This window comes from Pilimelia terevasa (assembly GCF_014647915.1).
Classification (GTDB): domain Bacteria; phylum Actinomycetota; class Actinomycetes; order Mycobacteriales; family Micromonosporaceae; genus Pilimelia; species Pilimelia terevasa.
Genome location: NZ_BMQC01000002.1, coordinates 116,929 through 133,280 on the forward strand (window position 1 = coordinate 116,929; position 16,352 = coordinate 133,280).

At 75.7% G+C, this 16,352-nt stretch carries 11 protein-coding genes and 2 tRNA genes; 10 read left to right on the forward strand and 3 right to left on the reverse strand.

Features of this window, described 5'->3' with window-relative positions:
* Positions 1-22: 22 nt before the first annotated feature.
* A complete protein-coding gene (locus tag IEY75_RS03495; RefSeq protein ID WP_229789316.1) occupies positions 23-1,291 on the reverse strand; it encodes a zinc-dependent metalloprotease in 1,269 nt (422 codons plus the stop codon).
* A gap of 72 nt (positions 1,292-1,363) precedes the next feature.
* Between IEY75_RS03495 and IEY75_RS03500 the strand changes: the two genes are divergently transcribed.
* The 4 genes from IEY75_RS03500 (at position 1,364) to IEY75_RS03515 (ending at position 5,978) form a co-directional block, all read left to right on the forward strand.
* Positions 1,364-2,374: a YlbL family protein gene (locus IEY75_RS03500; protein WP_189112722.1), complete on the forward strand. Its 1,011-nt coding sequence runs from the start codon at positions 1,364-1,366 to the stop codon at positions 2,372-2,374.
* 68 nt (positions 2,375-2,442) lie between these two features.
* Positions 2,443-5,403 (forward strand): UPF0182 family membrane protein, encoded by a 2,961-nt coding sequence (locus IEY75_RS03505; RefSeq protein ID WP_189112723.1) that lies wholly within the window; start codon positions 2,443-2,445, stop codon positions 5,401-5,403.
* A 146-nt stretch (positions 5,404-5,549) separates the two neighbouring features.
* Positions 5,550-5,623: transfer RNA gene (locus tag IEY75_RS03510), tRNA-Met, on the forward strand.
* Between the two features lie 281 nt (positions 5,624-5,904).
* A tRNA-Met gene (locus IEY75_RS03515) sits at positions 5,905-5,978 on the forward strand.
* 86 nt (positions 5,979-6,064) lie between these two features.
* Here IEY75_RS03515 and IEY75_RS03520 read toward each other — a convergent pair.
* Positions 6,065-6,979 (reverse strand): hypothetical protein, encoded by a 915-nt coding sequence (locus tag IEY75_RS03520; RefSeq protein WP_189112724.1) that lies wholly within the window; start codon positions 6,977-6,979, stop codon positions 6,065-6,067.
* Positions 6,980-7,819: 840 nt separating this feature from the next.
* A complete protein-coding gene (locus tag IEY75_RS03525; protein WP_189112725.1) occupies positions 7,820-9,763 on the reverse strand; it encodes a diguanylate cyclase domain-containing protein in 1,944 nt (647 codons plus the stop codon).
* A 222-nt stretch (positions 9,764-9,985) separates the two neighbouring features.
* On the opposite strand from IEY75_RS03525, the gene IEY75_RS03530 reads away from it, so the two are divergent.
* From IEY75_RS03530 to IEY75_RS03555, 6 genes are all read left to right on the forward strand, one after another.
* Complete coding sequence (locus IEY75_RS03530; protein ID WP_189112726.1) at positions 9,986-10,225, forward strand: hypothetical protein; 240 nt, start codon at positions 9,986-9,988, stop codon at positions 10,223-10,225.
* A 176-nt stretch (positions 10,226-10,401) separates the two neighbouring features.
* The gene (locus IEY75_RS03535; RefSeq protein WP_189112727.1) at positions 10,402-10,551 is read left to right on the forward strand and encodes a hypothetical protein; all 150 of its coding nucleotides are present in this window, start codon (positions 10,402-10,404) and stop codon (positions 10,549-10,551) included.
* Between the two features lie 248 nt (positions 10,552-10,799).
* The gene (locus IEY75_RS03540) at positions 10,800-13,160 is read left to right on the forward strand and encodes a sensor histidine kinase (protein ID WP_189112728.1); all 2,361 of its coding nucleotides are present in this window, start codon (positions 10,800-10,802) and stop codon (positions 13,158-13,160) included.
* A complete protein-coding gene (locus IEY75_RS03545; protein ID WP_189112729.1) occupies positions 13,157-13,621 on the forward strand; it encodes a roadblock/LC7 domain-containing protein in 465 nt (154 codons plus the stop codon). The genes IEY75_RS03540 and IEY75_RS03545 overlap by 4 nt, the downstream gene beginning before the upstream one ends.
* A 64-nt stretch (positions 13,622-13,685) precedes the next feature.
* Entirely contained in the window at positions 13,686-14,801 is a 1,116-nt protein-coding gene (locus tag IEY75_RS03550) for a hypothetical protein (protein ID WP_189112730.1), read from the forward strand.
* On the forward strand, positions 14,789-16,303 hold the full coding sequence (locus IEY75_RS03555; protein WP_229789317.1) for a hypothetical protein: 1,515 nt from the start codon (positions 14,789-14,791) through the stop codon (positions 16,301-16,303). The genes IEY75_RS03550 and IEY75_RS03555 overlap by 13 nt, the downstream gene beginning before the upstream one ends.
* Positions 16,304-16,352: the final 49 nt, after the last annotated feature.

Consider the following 16,352-nt stretch of genomic DNA (forward strand, 5'->3'; position numbering starts at 1 on the left):
CGGGCAGACGTACCGCGTCGGATCAGGCGCCGGTCGGCGGGTCCGCGGGCGGCGGCGCGTCGGGGGAGTCGCCGCGCGGCCGCGTCAGCGCGTCGAAGTCGATCTCCTCACTGGTGGCCGTGGCGAACTCCGTCGGCGAGGCGAAGTCCTCGGCTCCGGGTAGCAGGTCGGGGTGCCCCCAGACCGCGTCGCGCCCGGCGACTCCGCGGTGCGTCGTCAGCGCGTCCCACAGGGCGGCGGCCTCGCGCAGGCGCCGCGGCCGCAGCTCCAGGCCGACCAGTGCGGCGAACATCTGCTCCGCCGGCCCCCCGGCCGCCCGGCGGCGCCGGAACGCCTCGGCCAGCTTGTCCACCTGCGTGATCCGGCCGTCGACGGCGGCGTCGACGACGTGGCAGACCCAGCCCTCCACCAGCGCGAGCGCCGTCTCCAGTCGGGCCAGCGTCGCCGCCTGGGCGGGACTGTCGGCCGGGCGGAAGACTCCGCCGAGGTCGAGCTCCTGCATCGAGGCGGGGTCGACCGGGTTGATCCGGCCCATGGCCTCCTCGATCGCCGCCTGGTCGACCCGGATCCCCGCGGCGTAGTTCTCGACGGCGGTCAGCACGTGGCCGCGCAGCCACGGGACGTGCTCGAACAGCCGCTGGTGGGCCGCCTCGCGCAGCGCGACGTACAGCCGCACCTCGTCGGCCGGCAGCTCCAGCCCGGCGCCGTACTTCTCGATGTTCGCCGGGACCAGCGCCGCGGTCCCCGCCGGCCCGAGCGGCAGCCCGATGTCGCCCGCCGAGAGCACCTCGCCGGCCAGCGAGGCGAGCGCCTGGCCGAGCTGTCCGCCGAACATGGCGCCGCCCAGGCTGGACATCATGGCCTGCATCGGGGCGAACTGCGCCTTGGCCTCCGGCGGCACGAGGTCGCCCATCGCGGCGACCATCCGGCCGGCGACGGGGTCGCACAGCTTCTTCCAGACGTCGAGCGTGCGGAAGATCCACTCGTTGCGGTTCCAGGCGACGGTCGTCTGGACGCCCGAGGGCAGCGCGCACACCGGCTCCAGCCACAGGTCGGCGAGCCGGATCGCCTCGTCGACCGACTGCCGCTGCGCCGGGTTCGGCGCGGGGTCGCCCTCCTGGGCCAGCGTGCTCGCGGCGAGCTGCCGGGCCAGGTCCCAGTTGACCGGGCCGCCGCCGGGGGTGGCCAGCATCTGCTGGAGCTGGCTCATCATGGCCTGGAGCTGCGCGGGGTCGGCCGGGTCCGGGCCGGAGGCGCCGAAGGGGCTGAAGCCGAAAGGAATGTCGGGCACGCTCCCACGGTACGCCGCCGACGCAGTACCGCCACGCTCCCCGGCCGGCGGGGAGCGGATAGGCTCGCGGCCATGAGACGTCGCGGACTGACGGTGCTGGTGGGGGCGATCCTGGTCGGCGTCCTCCTGGCCGGCCTGCTCTCCGCGCCGGTGCCGTACGTGATCCTGGGCGCCGGCCCGACCGTCAACACGGTCGGCGACGCCGACGGCAAGCCGGTGATCGAGGTGTCCGGCGTGCCCACCTCCGCCTCCGCCGGCCAGCTCCGGCTCACCACGGTCGGCGTCCAGGGCCGGACCGACCTGATCGCGGCGATCGCGGCCTGGTTCGACGACCGCGAGGCCGTCGTCCCGCGCGAGCTGATCTACCCGCCGGGCCGGGACGAGAAGGAGGTCGACAAGCAGAACGCGGAGGAGTTCACCCGTTCGCAGACCAGCGCGGAGACCGTCGCGCTGCGCAAGCTCGGCCACCCGCTGCGGATCACCGTCACCCAGGTGCTGCCCGACGGCGCGGCGGCCGGGGTGCTGCGCGACGGCGACGTCATCACCGCCGTGGACGGCGCGCCGGTCACCAGCGGGCAGGCGCTGACCGCGGCGGTTCTGGCCAAGCCCGCCGGTACGGCGTTCCGCGTGGGGTACACCCGCGACGGCCGGCCCGCGACGGCGGCGGTCACCAGCAGGGCGGTCGACGGCAAGCCGCGGATCGGGGTGCAGATCGAACCGCGGCCGCCGTTCAGCCTCAAGATCCAGGTCGGGGACGACATCGGCGGCCCCAGCGCGGGCCTGATGTTCGCCCTCGGGATCATCGACAAGCTCACCCCGGAGGACCTGACCGGCGGCAAGGTCATCGCCGGTACCGGCACGATCGACGACGACGGCAAGGTCGGGCCGATCGGCGGCATCCCGCAGAAGCTCGTCGGCGCCCGGGCCGCCGGCGCCACGTACTTCCTGGCTCCCGCCGACAACTGCGCCGAGGCCGCCGCCAACCCGGTCGCCGGTCTGACGCTCGCCCGCGTCTCCACGCTGGACGAGGCCCTCGCCGCATTGACCGACATCCGCGCGGGCCGCACCCCCCGGCCCTGCTGACCCGGACCGGCCCACATCGGCGCGTCGCGCCGCCGACCGTTGTCGGCACCGCGTCGTAGGGTGGGGGCGTGGTCATGCGAAACGCACCCCTGCCCCGCGTCAACCGCCGGGGCCGCGCCGGCATCGTGGTCGTCGCCGGCGCCTTCCTGCTGTTCACCGTGCTCGGCTGGGTGGTGCAGGCGTACACGGACTGGCTGTGGTTCGACGAGGTCAGGTTCACCGACGTCTTCTCCCGGACCCTCACCACCCGGACGCTGCTGTTCCTGAGCTTCGGCCTCGGGATGGGCGCCGTCGTGGGCGCCAACCTCTACCTGGCGTACCGGCTGCGGCCCCTGCTGCGGCCGCACTCCGACGAGCAGGCCACGCTGGAGCGGTACCGGATGCTGCTCACCCCGCGCATCGCCACCTGGATCGCGCTGCCCGCGGCCGCCGTCGGCGTGTTCGCCGGCCTGTCCGCGCAGAGCCAGTGGGGGCAGTGGCTGCTGTTCCGGCACGGCGGCGACTTCGGCGTCGCCGACCCGGAGTTCGGCGTCGACGTCGGCTTCTACGTCTTCGCGTACCCGTTCTGGCGCTACCTGGTCGGCACCGTCTTCACCGCGCTGGTCCTGGCGCTGATCGGCGCGCTGGCCGTGCACTACGTCTTCGGCGGGGTCCGGCTGCAGGGCGTGGGCGACCGGATGACCAACGGCGCCCGGGCGCACCTGACGACGCTGGTGGCCCTGTTCGTCGCCACCAAGGCCGTCGCCTACCTGCTGGACCGCCGCGGCCTGCTGCTGGGCCACAACGAGGCGACGAACCTGTACGGCGCCGGCTACACCGACGTCAACGCGCTGCTGCCCGCCAAGGAGATCCTGGCCTACATCTCGGTGCTGGTGGCCATCGCGATCCTCGTCTTCTCCCACGCGATCATGCGCAACCTGCTCTGGCCGGGCATCGCGCTGGCCCTGCTCGGCGTCTCCGCCGTCGCCATCGGCGGCCTGTACCCGGCCGGCGTGCAGTACTTCTCGGTCCGCCCCAGCGTGCCGAGCAAGGAGGCCACGTACATCGACCGCAGTATCAAGGCGACCCAGGCCGCGTTCGGGATGACCGACGTGCGCTCCACGGGGTACGCCGGGCGCAACACCGCCCCGCGGGAGGCGATGTTCAAGAACGACAAGGCCGTCGTCCCCCACATCCGCCTGCTCGACCCGGACCTCGTGTCGGAGACCTTCACGGCCCTCCAGCAGGTGCGCAGCGTGTACGACTTCGGCGAGAAGCTCGACATCGACCGGTACACCGTCGACAACCGGACGCAGGACTACGTGGTCGGCGTCCGCGAGGTCGCCGACCGGCACCTGACCGGCCAGCAGCGCGTCTGGCAGAACCGGCACACCGTCTACACCCACGGGTACGGTCTCGTCGCCGCGCCGGCCAACCAGATCTGCAACGGCCAGCCGGCGTTCGTCTCCGGCTTCCTCACCGACGACCCCAACACCGGCGGCGACAGCCAGTGCAACGCCACCGTGGAGAAGATCCCGGTCAAGGAGCCGCGGGTGTACTACGGCGAGCAGTTGCCGCCGTACGCGGTCGTCGGTAAGGAGGACGGCGGGCGCGATGTCGAGTTCGACCGCCCGACGAGCACCCGGCAGACCGACACCGGCGAGGAGCAGGTCAACTTCACGTACGCCGGCACCGGCGGCATCGAGGTCGGCTCCTTCGCCCGCCGGCTGCTCTACGCCATCCGGTTCACCGAGGGCAACTTCCTGCTCTCCAACGCCGTCAACGAGAACTCCAAGCTGCTCTACGTCCGGGACCCGCGCTCGCGCGTGCAGAAGGTCGCCCCGTTCCTGACCCTCGACGGCGACCCGTACCCCGCGGTCGTCGACGGCCGGATCCAGTGGATCGTGGACGGGTACACGACCGCCGCGACCTACCCGTACGCCCAGCAGGTCGACCTGGCGGCGGCGACCAGCGACGCCTCGACCGGCCGCGGCACCGTCGCCCAGCAGCGGCAGGACGTCAACTACATCCGCAACTCGGTCAAGGCGACCGTGGACGCCTACGACGGCACCGTCAACCTGTACGCCTTCGACGAGGACGACCCGGTGCTCAAGGCGTGGAACGCCGCGTTCGGCGGAGACCTGGTCAAGCCGCGCAGCGCCATCCCGCCGGCGCTCATGCAGCACCTGCGGTACCCGGCGGACCTGTTCAAGGTCCAGCGCAACCTGTTCAGCCGGTTCCACGTCACCGACAGCGGCGCCTTCTACCGCGAGTCGGACCTGTGGCAGGTGCCCAACTCGCCCGCCGCCCCCGACGCGGGCGTCAAGCAGCCGCCGTACTACCTGCTCACCCAGCTCCCCGGCCAGACCGCGCCGCGGTTCCAGCTCACCGCGGCGCTGAGCCCCAAGGACCGGCAGAACCTGGCCGCGGTGATGGCCGGTTCGTACGACGCCGACGGCCGCCCGACGCTGCAGGTCAGCGAACTGCCGTCCTCGTCGGTCGTGGCCGGCCCGATCCAGGTGCACCAGGAGATGGTCAACGACGGCCAGATCAGACCCGTGCTGGTCAGCCTCGGTGCGGACAACAAGGCGATCGTGGAGTTCGGCAACCTGCTGTCGCTGCCCTTCGACGACGGGATGCTCTACGTCGAACCGGTGTACGTCAAGAGCACGGCGAACCTGCGCGCCTATCCGACGCTCCAGTTCGTCATGCTCAGCTACGGCGACACCAAGGCCATCGCGCCGACGCTGGCCGAGGGCATCGCCAAGCTCATCGCCGCCGGCAGGAACAAGCCGGGCGGCGGCACGCCACCGGGCCCCGGCCCGACGCCCACCCCCACGCCCACGGCCACCCCGGGACCGACCACGCCGGCACCGCTGCCGGCCGACCTCGCGGCGGCGGCGGCGGAGGTCGACCGGGCCATCGCCGAGGTGCGGTCGGCGCAGCAGGCCGGCGACTTCGTCCGGTACGGGCGGGCGCTGCAGCAGTTGGAGACGGCGATGCAGCGCTTCCAGGCGGTACGGGCGGCGGCCTCCCCGGGCTCGCGCTGAGCCTGCGGCACGGGGCCGGCACCGCGACGACGGTGGCGGCCCCGCCCGCGGCAGGTGGTTTGAGCTGGGCATTCGTCGGGCGAAGGCGCCAGGGCGGAGCCCGTTTTGGCGTGTGGTGGGCGGGCGCGCTAGGCTTACCGGGCCGACGCGGGGTGGAGCAGCTCGGTAGCTCGCTGGGCTCATAACCCAGAGGTCGCAGGTTCAAATCCTGTCCCCGCTACGAAACAAACGGTCACCTAGAGAATCTCTAGGTGACCGTTTGCGTAGGGCTTTGTAACACGGGACCCCCCACACGCCGACCACGTTCCAGACCGGCGTCCTCGCCTCGTAGTGAATCGTGCGCCTTCTGGATGCTCGGCAGGTTGTCGTTGCTCCGGCCTCTCGGTTCCGTGGCCGTCAGGCGCCGGTCGTGGGCGATCGCGGAGCACAGCCAGGACTTCGACGCGCCTGGGGAGTCCGTTTTGGCGTCGGGGAGCAGGCACGCTAAGCTTGCCGAGCCGACGCGGGGTGGAGCAGCTCGGTAGCTCGCTGGGCTCATAACCCAGAGGTCGCAGGTTCAAATCCTGTCCCCGCTACAAAGCCAGAAGGCCGCCTAGGTATCTCTAGGCGGCCTTCTGCGTCAAGTAGAATCCGTACCCGTTCGGGGCGGCCGCGTGGACGGTCAGCCCCACTCCCAGCCCACGCCCACCAGGCCCGCCGGTACCTGGTGCAGGTTGGTGTGGACGCTGTGGTGCGGACCGACGGGCATCTCCTCGTGGGTGGCGTCGGGCGCTCCCTCGCTGGGTCGCGTGAACCGCCACGCCAGCAGCGGCAGCCGGTGCGGGGAGAACCTGACCTGCGTGATCACATGCCGGGCGGGGACGACCACGGTACGGAAGTACTGGTTGGCGGGCGGGGGATTGGCGTCCCGCACGGTGTACCGGAGCAGGTGGGTCTGGCCCACCTGGAGCCGGAAGTCGAACAGCAGTTCGGCGGCGATGAGGTTGGCGGCCGGGTCTCGCCGCAGCCGGCCGATGCGGCAGCCGTCGCCGACGTCGACGCTCAGGAGCTGCGCGTCGCCCCCGGGCTCGCTGGAGTACGTCACGACGTGGCGGTCGGTCGGCTGCTGCGCCTGGACCACGCAGGTGGTGTCGACGGTGGCGATGCCGCCGGAGTCCGAGAGGGTCACGACGTCGACGGCCACCTGCAACCGCAGGGGCGGCGCCTGCCCCCGCAGGTCGTGCAGCAACGTCACCATGGGTTCGGGGTCCAGGAGCAGGTCGGAGATCGGGCGCGGGATGCCGGAGACCGGCCGCGCCTCGCCGCGCCTGCGCGGGTCGAGGAGCCGGAGCAGGGCATCGGTCGGCAGGCCCAGGATCGCCTCCAGCGCCGCCACGGCCTGGAGCGAGGTCGGGCGCTCGGGGCGGCGCTGGCCGGACCTCCAGTAGCTCAGCGTGCCGGTGCCCACGCGTAGGTCCTGCGCGTCGAGCTGCTGCTGGAGGCACTGGAGGGACAGGCCGCGGGCTTCGATGGCCGCGCGCAGCGCCCGGTGGAAGGGTCCGCGGGCCAGGGCGACCGCCAGCGCGGCATCGTTCATCTCACCCTCCGGCCGGGAAGTGGCCGCACCCTGGCGTGGGCGGGGTGGGCCGCGAGCGTCCGCCTGCCGGGCCGGCGCCGCGGGCGGGCCGCCCGCCGCCGCGCCGCGGCAAGCGTGGAGAAGGAGCGTCCGACGTATCCGGGCCGATACGTCGGACGGGCACTGGAGCGCCTGCGCGGTGCGGGGGCGCCGGAGGCGGTCGGTCGCCGGCTGCCGGTCGACCGGGCTGGCTGGGGCCGTCCGCGTCCGAGGCTCCTCGGCCGCTGACGCGGATCGATGTTACGCCGGGCCGTCACGTGTGCATGACCTCCTTCACACCACTTCTGTGGGAAAACTGTGTCGCGCCGTCCGCCGGGCGTGGGGCCGCCAGGGTGGCGCAATCGGGGGCGGGGCGTGTTCGTGCTGGTGAAGATGTGGGCGACGGGTCGAGGTTAGTGTCCTGTGCCGGTACCTGGTCTGCGGTGACGACGGTGTGGACAGGTGTGAAGTGTGAAAGGACCGTGCCGAACGACCCGACCGGCGCTCAGCCCCGGCCGCCGAAGAAGACCTGGATCTGCGTCACCCTGCCCTCCCGGACCGGCCGGCGCGGCCGCCAGGATCTCGTGCGCGGCGAACCGGTCGGCGGTCGGGAAGCACCGCGCGGAGTACGCGGCGCGGTCGAGGCGGTCGTCCTGTGGACTGGTGAAGGCCAGGTCCGGGCCGATGAGCCGCTCCGCGGCCCGGTGGTCCTGCGCGAGGTAGGCGGCGCACAGCGCCCGTATGGTGTCGACTGGGTCATGGGGATCGGGTACCCGGATCCGGCCCGCCCGCACCGCGGCGGTCCGGTCCGGCGCCGCCGGCCTAGGAGGTGACCGGCTGGCTCCGCGGCGACCACGGGTCGTGGACGGCGAAGCAGTGGCGGCCCTGCCGCCTGGCGGCCGACAGCGCCTCCGCACCGGCGCGCATGAGGTCCGCCGCCTCCCGGCCCGCCGCCGCCGCGATGCCGATGCTGGCCCGCAGGTGCACCGGCTGCCCGGCCACCACGACCGGGCGGGCGAGGGCGTCGAGCAGGCGGCGGGCGACCAGCGTCGCCTCGCCGGCCGTGGTGTCGGGCAGCAGCAGGGCGAACTCGTCGCCGCCGAGCCGCGCGGCCAGGTCGCGGTGCCGGACACAGCCGCGCAGGACGTCGGCGAACGCGGCGAGCGCCTCGTCGCCGGCCGCCAGGCCGTGGGCGTCGTTGATGCCGCGGAAGTCGTCCAGGTTGACGAGCACCACCGTGGCCGCCGGCGGCGCGCCGTCGCCGGCCAGGGCGAGGGTGACCCGCTCCAGGAAGGCCGCCCGGTTGGCGAGCCGGGTGACCGGGTCGTGGGCGGCCTCGTGGCGGAGCCGGTGCTGGAGTTCCCGGGCCTGGGTGATCTCGCGGGAGTTGCTGACCAGGCCGGCGACCGTGGGGTCGTCCATCCGGTTCGTGGCGGTGACCTCCAGCCAGCGCCAGGAGCCGTCCGCGTGGCGGTAGCGGGCCTGGTACCGCGCGGTGTGGCCGGGCGTCCGGCGCAGGTGGCGCATCAGCGGCCGGAGCTGTATCCGGTCCTCGGGGTGCATGAACGTGTGGGCCGGGCGGCCCACGATCTCGTCCAGGGGGAAGCCCAGGATCCGGGTGACGGCGGGACTGGCGAAGGTGAAGCGCAGGTCCCGGCCGATGATGGAGGTGATGTCCGAGGAGTACTGGAGCAGGGCGTGCTGCAACTGCTGGTGGCGCTCCAGCTCCGCCAGCCGCCGCTCGGCCTCCCGCTGGAGCCGGACCGCGTCGCGGGTGCTCAGGACGTACCGGGTGGAGATCAGCGCCGCGACCGCGATGCCGCCGGCCAGGACACCCACGCTGCGCAGGGGCAGCGGCGGCAGGCTGATCACCAGGACCGAGGTCACGACCGCGATCATGACGATCGGCAGGACCGGGTACCGCACGGCCGGGGCGGGGCGGACGCCCGGCGTGCCCTGCCGGACCGCGCCGAGCTGCACCACGCCGGCCAGGGCCAGCAGCAGCGCGGGCAGCAGCCGGGCCAGGTGCAGCAGCCCGTAGCCGCTCGCGGTCGAGGCGTCCGGCAGCGGCAGCACCACGTCGAAGAAGACCTCGCCGGCGGCGCCCGCGACGAGCAGGTACGCCGGTGTGCGGGCGGCGGCCGGGCGGTCGCTGGCGATGATCCGGCCGCCCGCGAAGACCGCCACGAGCAGGACGCCCGCGGTGGCGGTCGTGTGGGCGAGCTGCCCGTTCGTCGCGCCCTCGGGCACCCCGAGGTACCAGCGCACCACGCTGGCGCCGACGAGCACGGTGGCGGCGTCCAGCCAGAACGCGAACCCGGCGCGGCCGGTGCCGCGCCCGACGGGGTAGATCAGCATCGTCCACAGCAGCGCGCCGCCGCCCATCAGCAGCGCCAGCTCCCGGGTCAGGCTGAGCTGCGCCGCCAGGCCCGGCAGGTAGCCGGTCTCACCGAGGCCGAAGCCCACGTCGCCGACGAGGAAGAGCTGCGAGGCGCCGGAGAGCATCCGCCAGAACCGCCGCACGTGCGGGTCGGTCATCCGCCCGGCGACCAGGTAGGCGGCGAGGGCGGCGGCCAGGTCGAGGACGGCGATGGCGCCCCAGAACAGCAGGAGCTGGCCGCGGGCGCCCCCGGCGTGGGTGGCGAACAGCGGCGCCAGCGCCAGGGTCGCCAGGACCAGGCCGGCGGTGGCCCACCGGGGCCAGCGCGGACCGTCCGACGGGCGCGGGGCGCCGGCCGGTGCGGTGTCGGGGTGCTGCCTGCCCACGGGGCTCCTCACGGTCCCGGCGATCCACTGTCGGGCACCTTGATCGGCGGCGGCGCGCGGCGTCTGAGGGAAGTAATCCGGCGCGCTGGTGCCGGGGCGGGGCAGCGCGCCCGGACCGGCGGTCGGGGGGACGAACCCGACAGGGTGGAAGATCGGCCAGCCGGCCGCGGCGCCGGATCGCGCAGTCCGGCGTTCTTGGGCGCCTGCTGCCAGACTTCTCCCATGACTGAGATGACCCCGGCCCAGACCGCAGCCGCCCTGCTCGCCGACCTCGGCGCCACCGACGGCACCGACCGGGTCGCGCTCGCGCAGGCGTGGGCGACCCTGGCGGTCGCCGAGGAGCTGGCCGCCCTGCGCGCGCAGGGCGGCGGGATCGCCGCCGCCGTCGACCGGCTCGACGGCACCGACAGCAGCATCCGGCAGATCGTGAACACCCTGCACGCCATGGCCAACCGCCCGTAGGGCCGGGGCGGGCTGTCGGGTATCCGCCAGTGCCGATCCCGTCACAGTCCGCCGCCGCTCCGCGGGACCTAGCGTCGCCCACACGGGGGAGGCGCGCCACAGGACGCCTCCAGACAGTGCAGGAGACGTCTGATGAGCATTGCCGAGTCCGTCTCGGCGGGCTGTCCGCCGGAGTCATGGCGTTGACCACCCCCGCGGCCGCCCGCGACCCCGATCCCGGACTGGCCGTCGGCGACGCCACGGTCACGGGGGCCGGGGACGACAGCTTCGTCTCGCCCGTGGTGGCGCCCGGGCTCCACGCGTTCGGCGTCACCCTGTCGCTGTAGCGCTGCTGAACCGGCCGCCACCCGGCCGCCGGGCGCCCGCCCGCGTCCCGCCGGTGCGGCCGCCGGGACGCGCCGCCCGCGCGGTCGATCGTCCTGGTGAGAGACACGTCATCTTTACGTCGCGCGCCGGAGGACACCTCGGCGGCGGTCGGGTAACTTCATCACCGCCGATCCGTCGGGTGGCGCGGACGGTCCACAAACCTGAGTGCGGGCGGCGGGGTGGCGCGGGTGACGTCGACGGCGGTTCCATGCTGACCCGACTGCGGATCCGCGGCAAACTCGCCCTGCTGACCGCCGTGCCGCTGCTGGCCGTGGTGGCCCTCGCGGCGGTCGTGGCCGCCGACCGCGTCGCCGCGGCCGACCGGGCGGCGGCGACGGCCGCGCGGGCGAGCCTCGCCGCGGATGTCGGCCAGCTCGTCCAGGCCCTCCAGCAGGAACGCCTGGTGATCTTCGGGGTGGCGCTGGACGCCGCCCCGGCGGCGCAGTTGCCGGTCCAGAACGAACTGGTCCAGCGGCGGCTGTCCGCCCTGCGGGCGCGCGCCCTCCCCGAGGGCGTCGCGCTGGGGCGGGCGCTGGACGCCGTCGACGCGTACGCCCCCCGGCGGGCGCCCGCCGCGGGCGCGGACCCGGTACCGGTGGTCGACGGGTACGCGCAGCTCGTCGGCCAGCTCACCGACGCGCTGCGCCTCCAGGACGGCGTCGACGGCGGGGCCGGACCCGGGCGGCAGCTCGTGGCGCTGGACGCCGCCCTGCGGACCGACGAGGCGCTCGCCGTCACCGGCGTCTACGCGCTGCTGCTGAGCGCGCCGCGGTTCGACCACCTGGTGCCGTGGTACCACGGGGCGCAGGCGGCGTTCGCCACGCAGCTCCAGCGGTTCCGGCACTTCGCCACCGGCCCCCAGCAGACCCTGTACACGCAGGTGGCGCGCGTCGGCGAGGTGGTCGCCGGGCAGCCCGGCGCCGACCCGCGGCCGGCGCTGCGCGCCCAGCGGCCGCCGGACCTGCTGCGCGCGCTGTACTACCGCGGCAGCGCCGACCGGCTGGTCGGCGAGCGCATCGTCGGCGACGTCACGGCGGCGGCCGACAGCGCGTACCGCGCACAGGTCCTCGGCGCCGTGCTCGTCGGCGGCGCCGTCCTCGGCCTGGTCCTGCTGGTGGTGGCGCTGTGCGTCGTGGTCGGACAGCTCGTGGTGCGGCCGCTCACCCGGCTGACGGCGTCCGCCGAGCGGATCGTGACGATCACCGAGGACGAGCTGCTGCGGGTCGTGGACGACGAGCTGGAGGCCGTGCGGCCGGTCCGGCTGGATCCGGTGGCGACCGACTCGCGCGACGAGATCGGCGACCTCGCCCGGGCGATCGAGGCGGTCCAGCGCACCGCGGTCAGCCTGGTGCACCGGCAGGTGGCGGTACGCCGCAACGTGGCGCAGATGTTCGGCCACGTCGGACGGCGGACCCAGAGCCTGGTCGCCCGCCAGGCCGCCGGCCTGGCCGCGCTCGCCGCCGCCGAGGGCGACCCCGTCCGCCGGGCCGACCTGGTCCGGCTCCAGCACGTCACCCACCGCCTGCGCCGCAACGCCGGCAGCCTCGTGGTGATCTCCGGCGAGCCCGGCGCCGAGGGGCACACCGCGCCGATGGGCCTGCGCGAGGTCGCCCGGCTCGCGCTGGCGGTGGTCGAGGACGGCGACCGGGTGGACCTGGAGATCCCGGCCGACCTCGGCCTGGCCCCGGGGGTCGTCGGCGACGCCGTCCTGCTGCTCGGCGAGCTGATCGAGAACGCCTGCGTCTTCTCCCCGCCGAACCGCCGGGTGACCGTGGCGGCGCAGCGGACCCGCGGCGGCGCGCGGATCCGGGTGGTGGACGGCGGCATCGGCATGGCCGAGGCGCAGCGCGCCACCGAGAACACGCGCCTGCGCCACCGGGAGCGGCTGGATCTGGCGCCGACCGGCGCGCTGGGCCTGTTCGTGGTCGGGCGGCTGGCGCGCCGGCACCGCCTGCGGGTGGGCCTGGCCGGCAGCCCCGGCGGCGGTACGACGGCCATCGTGGAGCTGCCCGCGCGCCTGCTCGCCGGCCCGGCGCCCGAACCGCCGGAGGCCGTCGCGGCCATACCCCCGGCCGCGCCCCCGGGCGCGGCACTGGACCGGGCCCGGGCCGCCGTGGTCGAGGGGCGCCCGTGGAGCGGTTTCATCCCGGCGCAGCGCCAGGGGGAGGACCGGGTACCCTCCCCCGAAACACTTCTTTCGACGGACGGCGTCCAACCAGGGAAAGGGGCACCGGTGCCCGCGCCACAGCCGATGCGGACCGGGACGCTCCCCGGCAGTCCGCCGCCCACCCGCCGGCCCGGGTCCGCCCCCGGCGCCCCGGCGACCCCCGCCCGGGCGACCGCTGTCCGGGCCACCGCCGTCCGGGCGACCGCCGCCGGTCCGCCCCCCGGCGACGGCCCGCTGGCGCGGCGGGTGCCCGGCGCCACGCTGGCGACCCGCCCCCGCCCCGCGGCCCCGGCACCCGGCGCGCCGCAGCACGACCCCGGGGCCGTGCGGGCGCTGGTGGAGCAGTTCGAGTCGGGCGTGACGCGCGCGCTCCGGGAGTACGGCGCGGAGGGTGCGCGGTGACCGACACGTGGAGCCGCGGCGGTACCGCGGAGGAGTCCGGAGTGGAGCTGAGCCGCGAGGCGGCGGCCTTCCACTGGCTGCTCGACAACTTCACCGCCCGGTCGGTGGGGGTGCGGGAGGCGGTCGCCGTCTCGTCGGACGGGCTGCTGATGGCGATGTCGGCGGTCCGCGACCGGGAGGACGCCGAGCGGCTCGCCGCGGTCATCGCGGGCATGACCGGCCTGGCCTACGGGGTGGCGGGGGCGTACGCGCTCGGCGCCCTGAACCGGGTGATCATCGACATGGCCGACGGGTACCTGCTGCTGACGGCCATCAGCGTCGGCAGCGTGCTGGGCGTCATCGCCGACCGCGGGGTGGACCTGGGCACGGTCGCGTACGAGATGACGCGGTTCGCCGCCAGCGCGGGGCCGACCCTGACACCGGCGCTGATCGCCGAGCTGAAGGCCGCCGTCCAGTCCTGACGCCGCCGCGCCGCCCGGGTGCGCCGCCGGCCGGCTGTCGGCGGCGCCGGGCATACTGGCCGCCGTGACCGACACCGTCGCCGCCGCGCTGGCCCGCGTCCGCGGGCCCGCCGCCCCCGTCCGGCACAACGCCCGGACGATCGCCGCGCTCACCGGCAACCCGGACTGCCGCCGCCGCGCCGTCCTCGACGCCGCCGGGGTGGACAAGACCGCGCTCGCTCAGTACGTCGGGCACCCCGCCCGGTACGGGCAGTCGCCGTTCGCGATCATCCGCGGCCACGCCTTCGAGGCCCGGGTGAAGGCAGACGGGTACGCCGCCCTGCGCGCGCTCGTCGCCGCGAAGCTGCCCGGCGCCGACGTCGCCGGGCCGGCCGTCGACCTGGGCGACGGCGGCGCCGACAACGCCGCCCGGTACGCCCGCACCCGGGCGGTCCTCGGCGGCGACGAGGTCGCGCTCGCGGACCACCCGCTGCTGCGCCTGTCGGTCGCCGGCCAGCACGTGTACCTGGAGCCCGACCTCGTGGCCTGCCGGGTCGCCGGCCGGCTGCACGTCGTCGAGGTCAAGTCGTTCCCCGTGCTGGACGGGCGCGCCGACCCGGCCAAGGTCGCCGCGGCGGCGGTGCAGGCGGCGGTGTACGTGCTCGGGCTGCGGGAGCTGCGCGCGGCCGGCGGCGCCGACCCGGACGCCGTCGCCACCGACGCGCTGCTGGTCTGCCCGCGCGACTTCGGGCACGAGCCGACCGTCGCTGTCCTGGACCTGCGCCGGCAGGTCGCCGTCCTGCGCCGGCAACTGCGCCGGCTGGCCCGCGTGGCCGACCTGCTCGCCGACCTGCCGGCGGACTTCACCGTCGACCTCGGCGGCGAGGGCGGGGCGCCGGCCCGGCCGCCGGGCGCGGTCGCCGCGGCGCTGGCCCGGCTGGCGGCCCGGTACACACCGGACTGCCTGGCCGCCTGCGAGCTGGCGTACCACTGCCGGGCCGAGGCCGCCGGCAGCACCGCCGCGCTCGGGCCGGCGGTGCGCGAGGAGCTGGGCGGGGTCCCGGACGTGGCCGCCGTGCTGGCGTACGCCGACGGTGCGCCGCCGGCCGACCCAACCCAGGCCGAGGCCGCCGCGGTGCTGCGCCGGGCGGCGCGGCTGCGCGCCGAGGCGCTGGCGGGGGCGGCCGTGTGGGAGTGCTGAGCGCCCTGGCCCGGGCACAGGCGGCGGCCACCGGCGTGGCCCAGCCGCTCACCACCGTCGGCCACCTGCACGCGGCCGCCGCGCCGCTGGTGTGTGTACCGCTGGCCCTGGCGGGCGAGACGCTCGCGCCGCTCGCCGCGCTCGTGGGCACGGACCGCGCCGCGCCGCGCCTGCTGGTGGTGCCGCAGCCGCGCAACCGGGACCTGCGGTTCGCCTTCGCCGCGGCGCTCGCCGCCGAGGTGCTGCCCTATCTCGACGCCCGCCGGGGCGCCACCGAGGACGTGCCCGCCGACCGCGGGCGGCAGGTCCGGGTGCGGTACCTGGACGCCCCGCAGGTGTGGGTGCCCAACCCCGGCGGCGTGGAGTTCGTCCGGCTGCTGGGCCGGTCGCTGCGGTTCCGGCGCACCGACGGGGAACACCCCGTGCCGGCGGCGGTACCGCGGCTGGGCTGCTGGCTGACGTTCCTCGCCGACCGGGCGGAGCTGCCCGGCTCGGCCCTGCTGGTGGCCGCCACCGCGGCGCTGGGCGCGCACTGGGCGACCGGGCAGAGCGCCGTGGAGGACGCGCACCTGCCGGCCCTGCTGGCCTGGATCGACCCGCCGGAGGGCCGCACCGGGGCGGGTGCCGCCGCGGCGGCCGAGGACCCTGCCGTCACCCCGCCGGCCGGCCCGGCGACGGACCCGGCGTTCGACCGCGACGTGCTGGCGCCGCTGGTCGCGGCGTACGACCGCGGCGCCCCCGACGCGCCCGGCCGGCTGGCGGCGGCGCTGCGCGGCCAGTTGACTCCGGCCTGGGACGCGGTGTGGCGGGCGTACGACCTGCTGGCCGCCCTGCCGCCGGGCGCCACGGTCGCCGCCCGCTGGGGGCAGGACCGGGACGCCTTCACCGGCTACGCCGCCCACCTGGACGAGGGCGGCCTGCCGCAGCCGCGCCACGACTCGGCGGTGGCCGCCGCGGCCCGCCTGCACCGGCTGGAGCGGGCGGCGGCGACCTACGCGCTCCAGCGGGCGTACGACGACCCGCTCGTGCTCGCCGACCACCGGCTGGCGGGGGAGGCGTTCCGCGGCGAGGTGGTGCTCGCCGACCCGACCCGGGTCGACGACAGCGGCCGCCGGCCCGTGCTGCGACCCCGGATCACGGTGCGGTCGGCGGACCCGCTGCACCTGGCCCCCGGTACCGCGCTGTGCGCCCCCGGCCGCCCGAAGCAGCGGGCGACGCTGGTCTCGGTCGAGGGCCGCGACGCCGTCCTCGAACTGCGCGGCGGCATGGGGCGCGGCCGGACGCCCGAGGCGGGCTCGGTACCGGAGGTGGGCGAGGTCGTCACGTACACGACGCTCACCGACGCCTTCGCCCCCGCACCGGCGTTCCCGGCCCCCGAGGACACCCCGTGGACACACGGCGGCCCGCCGGCCGACCCCGCCGGCGGCGACCCGCGGGGCGGTGCCGAGGTACCGGGCGACCCGCCGGCCGGCGCGCCACCCGAGCCGGTGCCGGCCGGCTGACCGCCCGGTCGACGCCCGGCCGGCGGGCGGGCGCGCGGGCGGCGCGGTG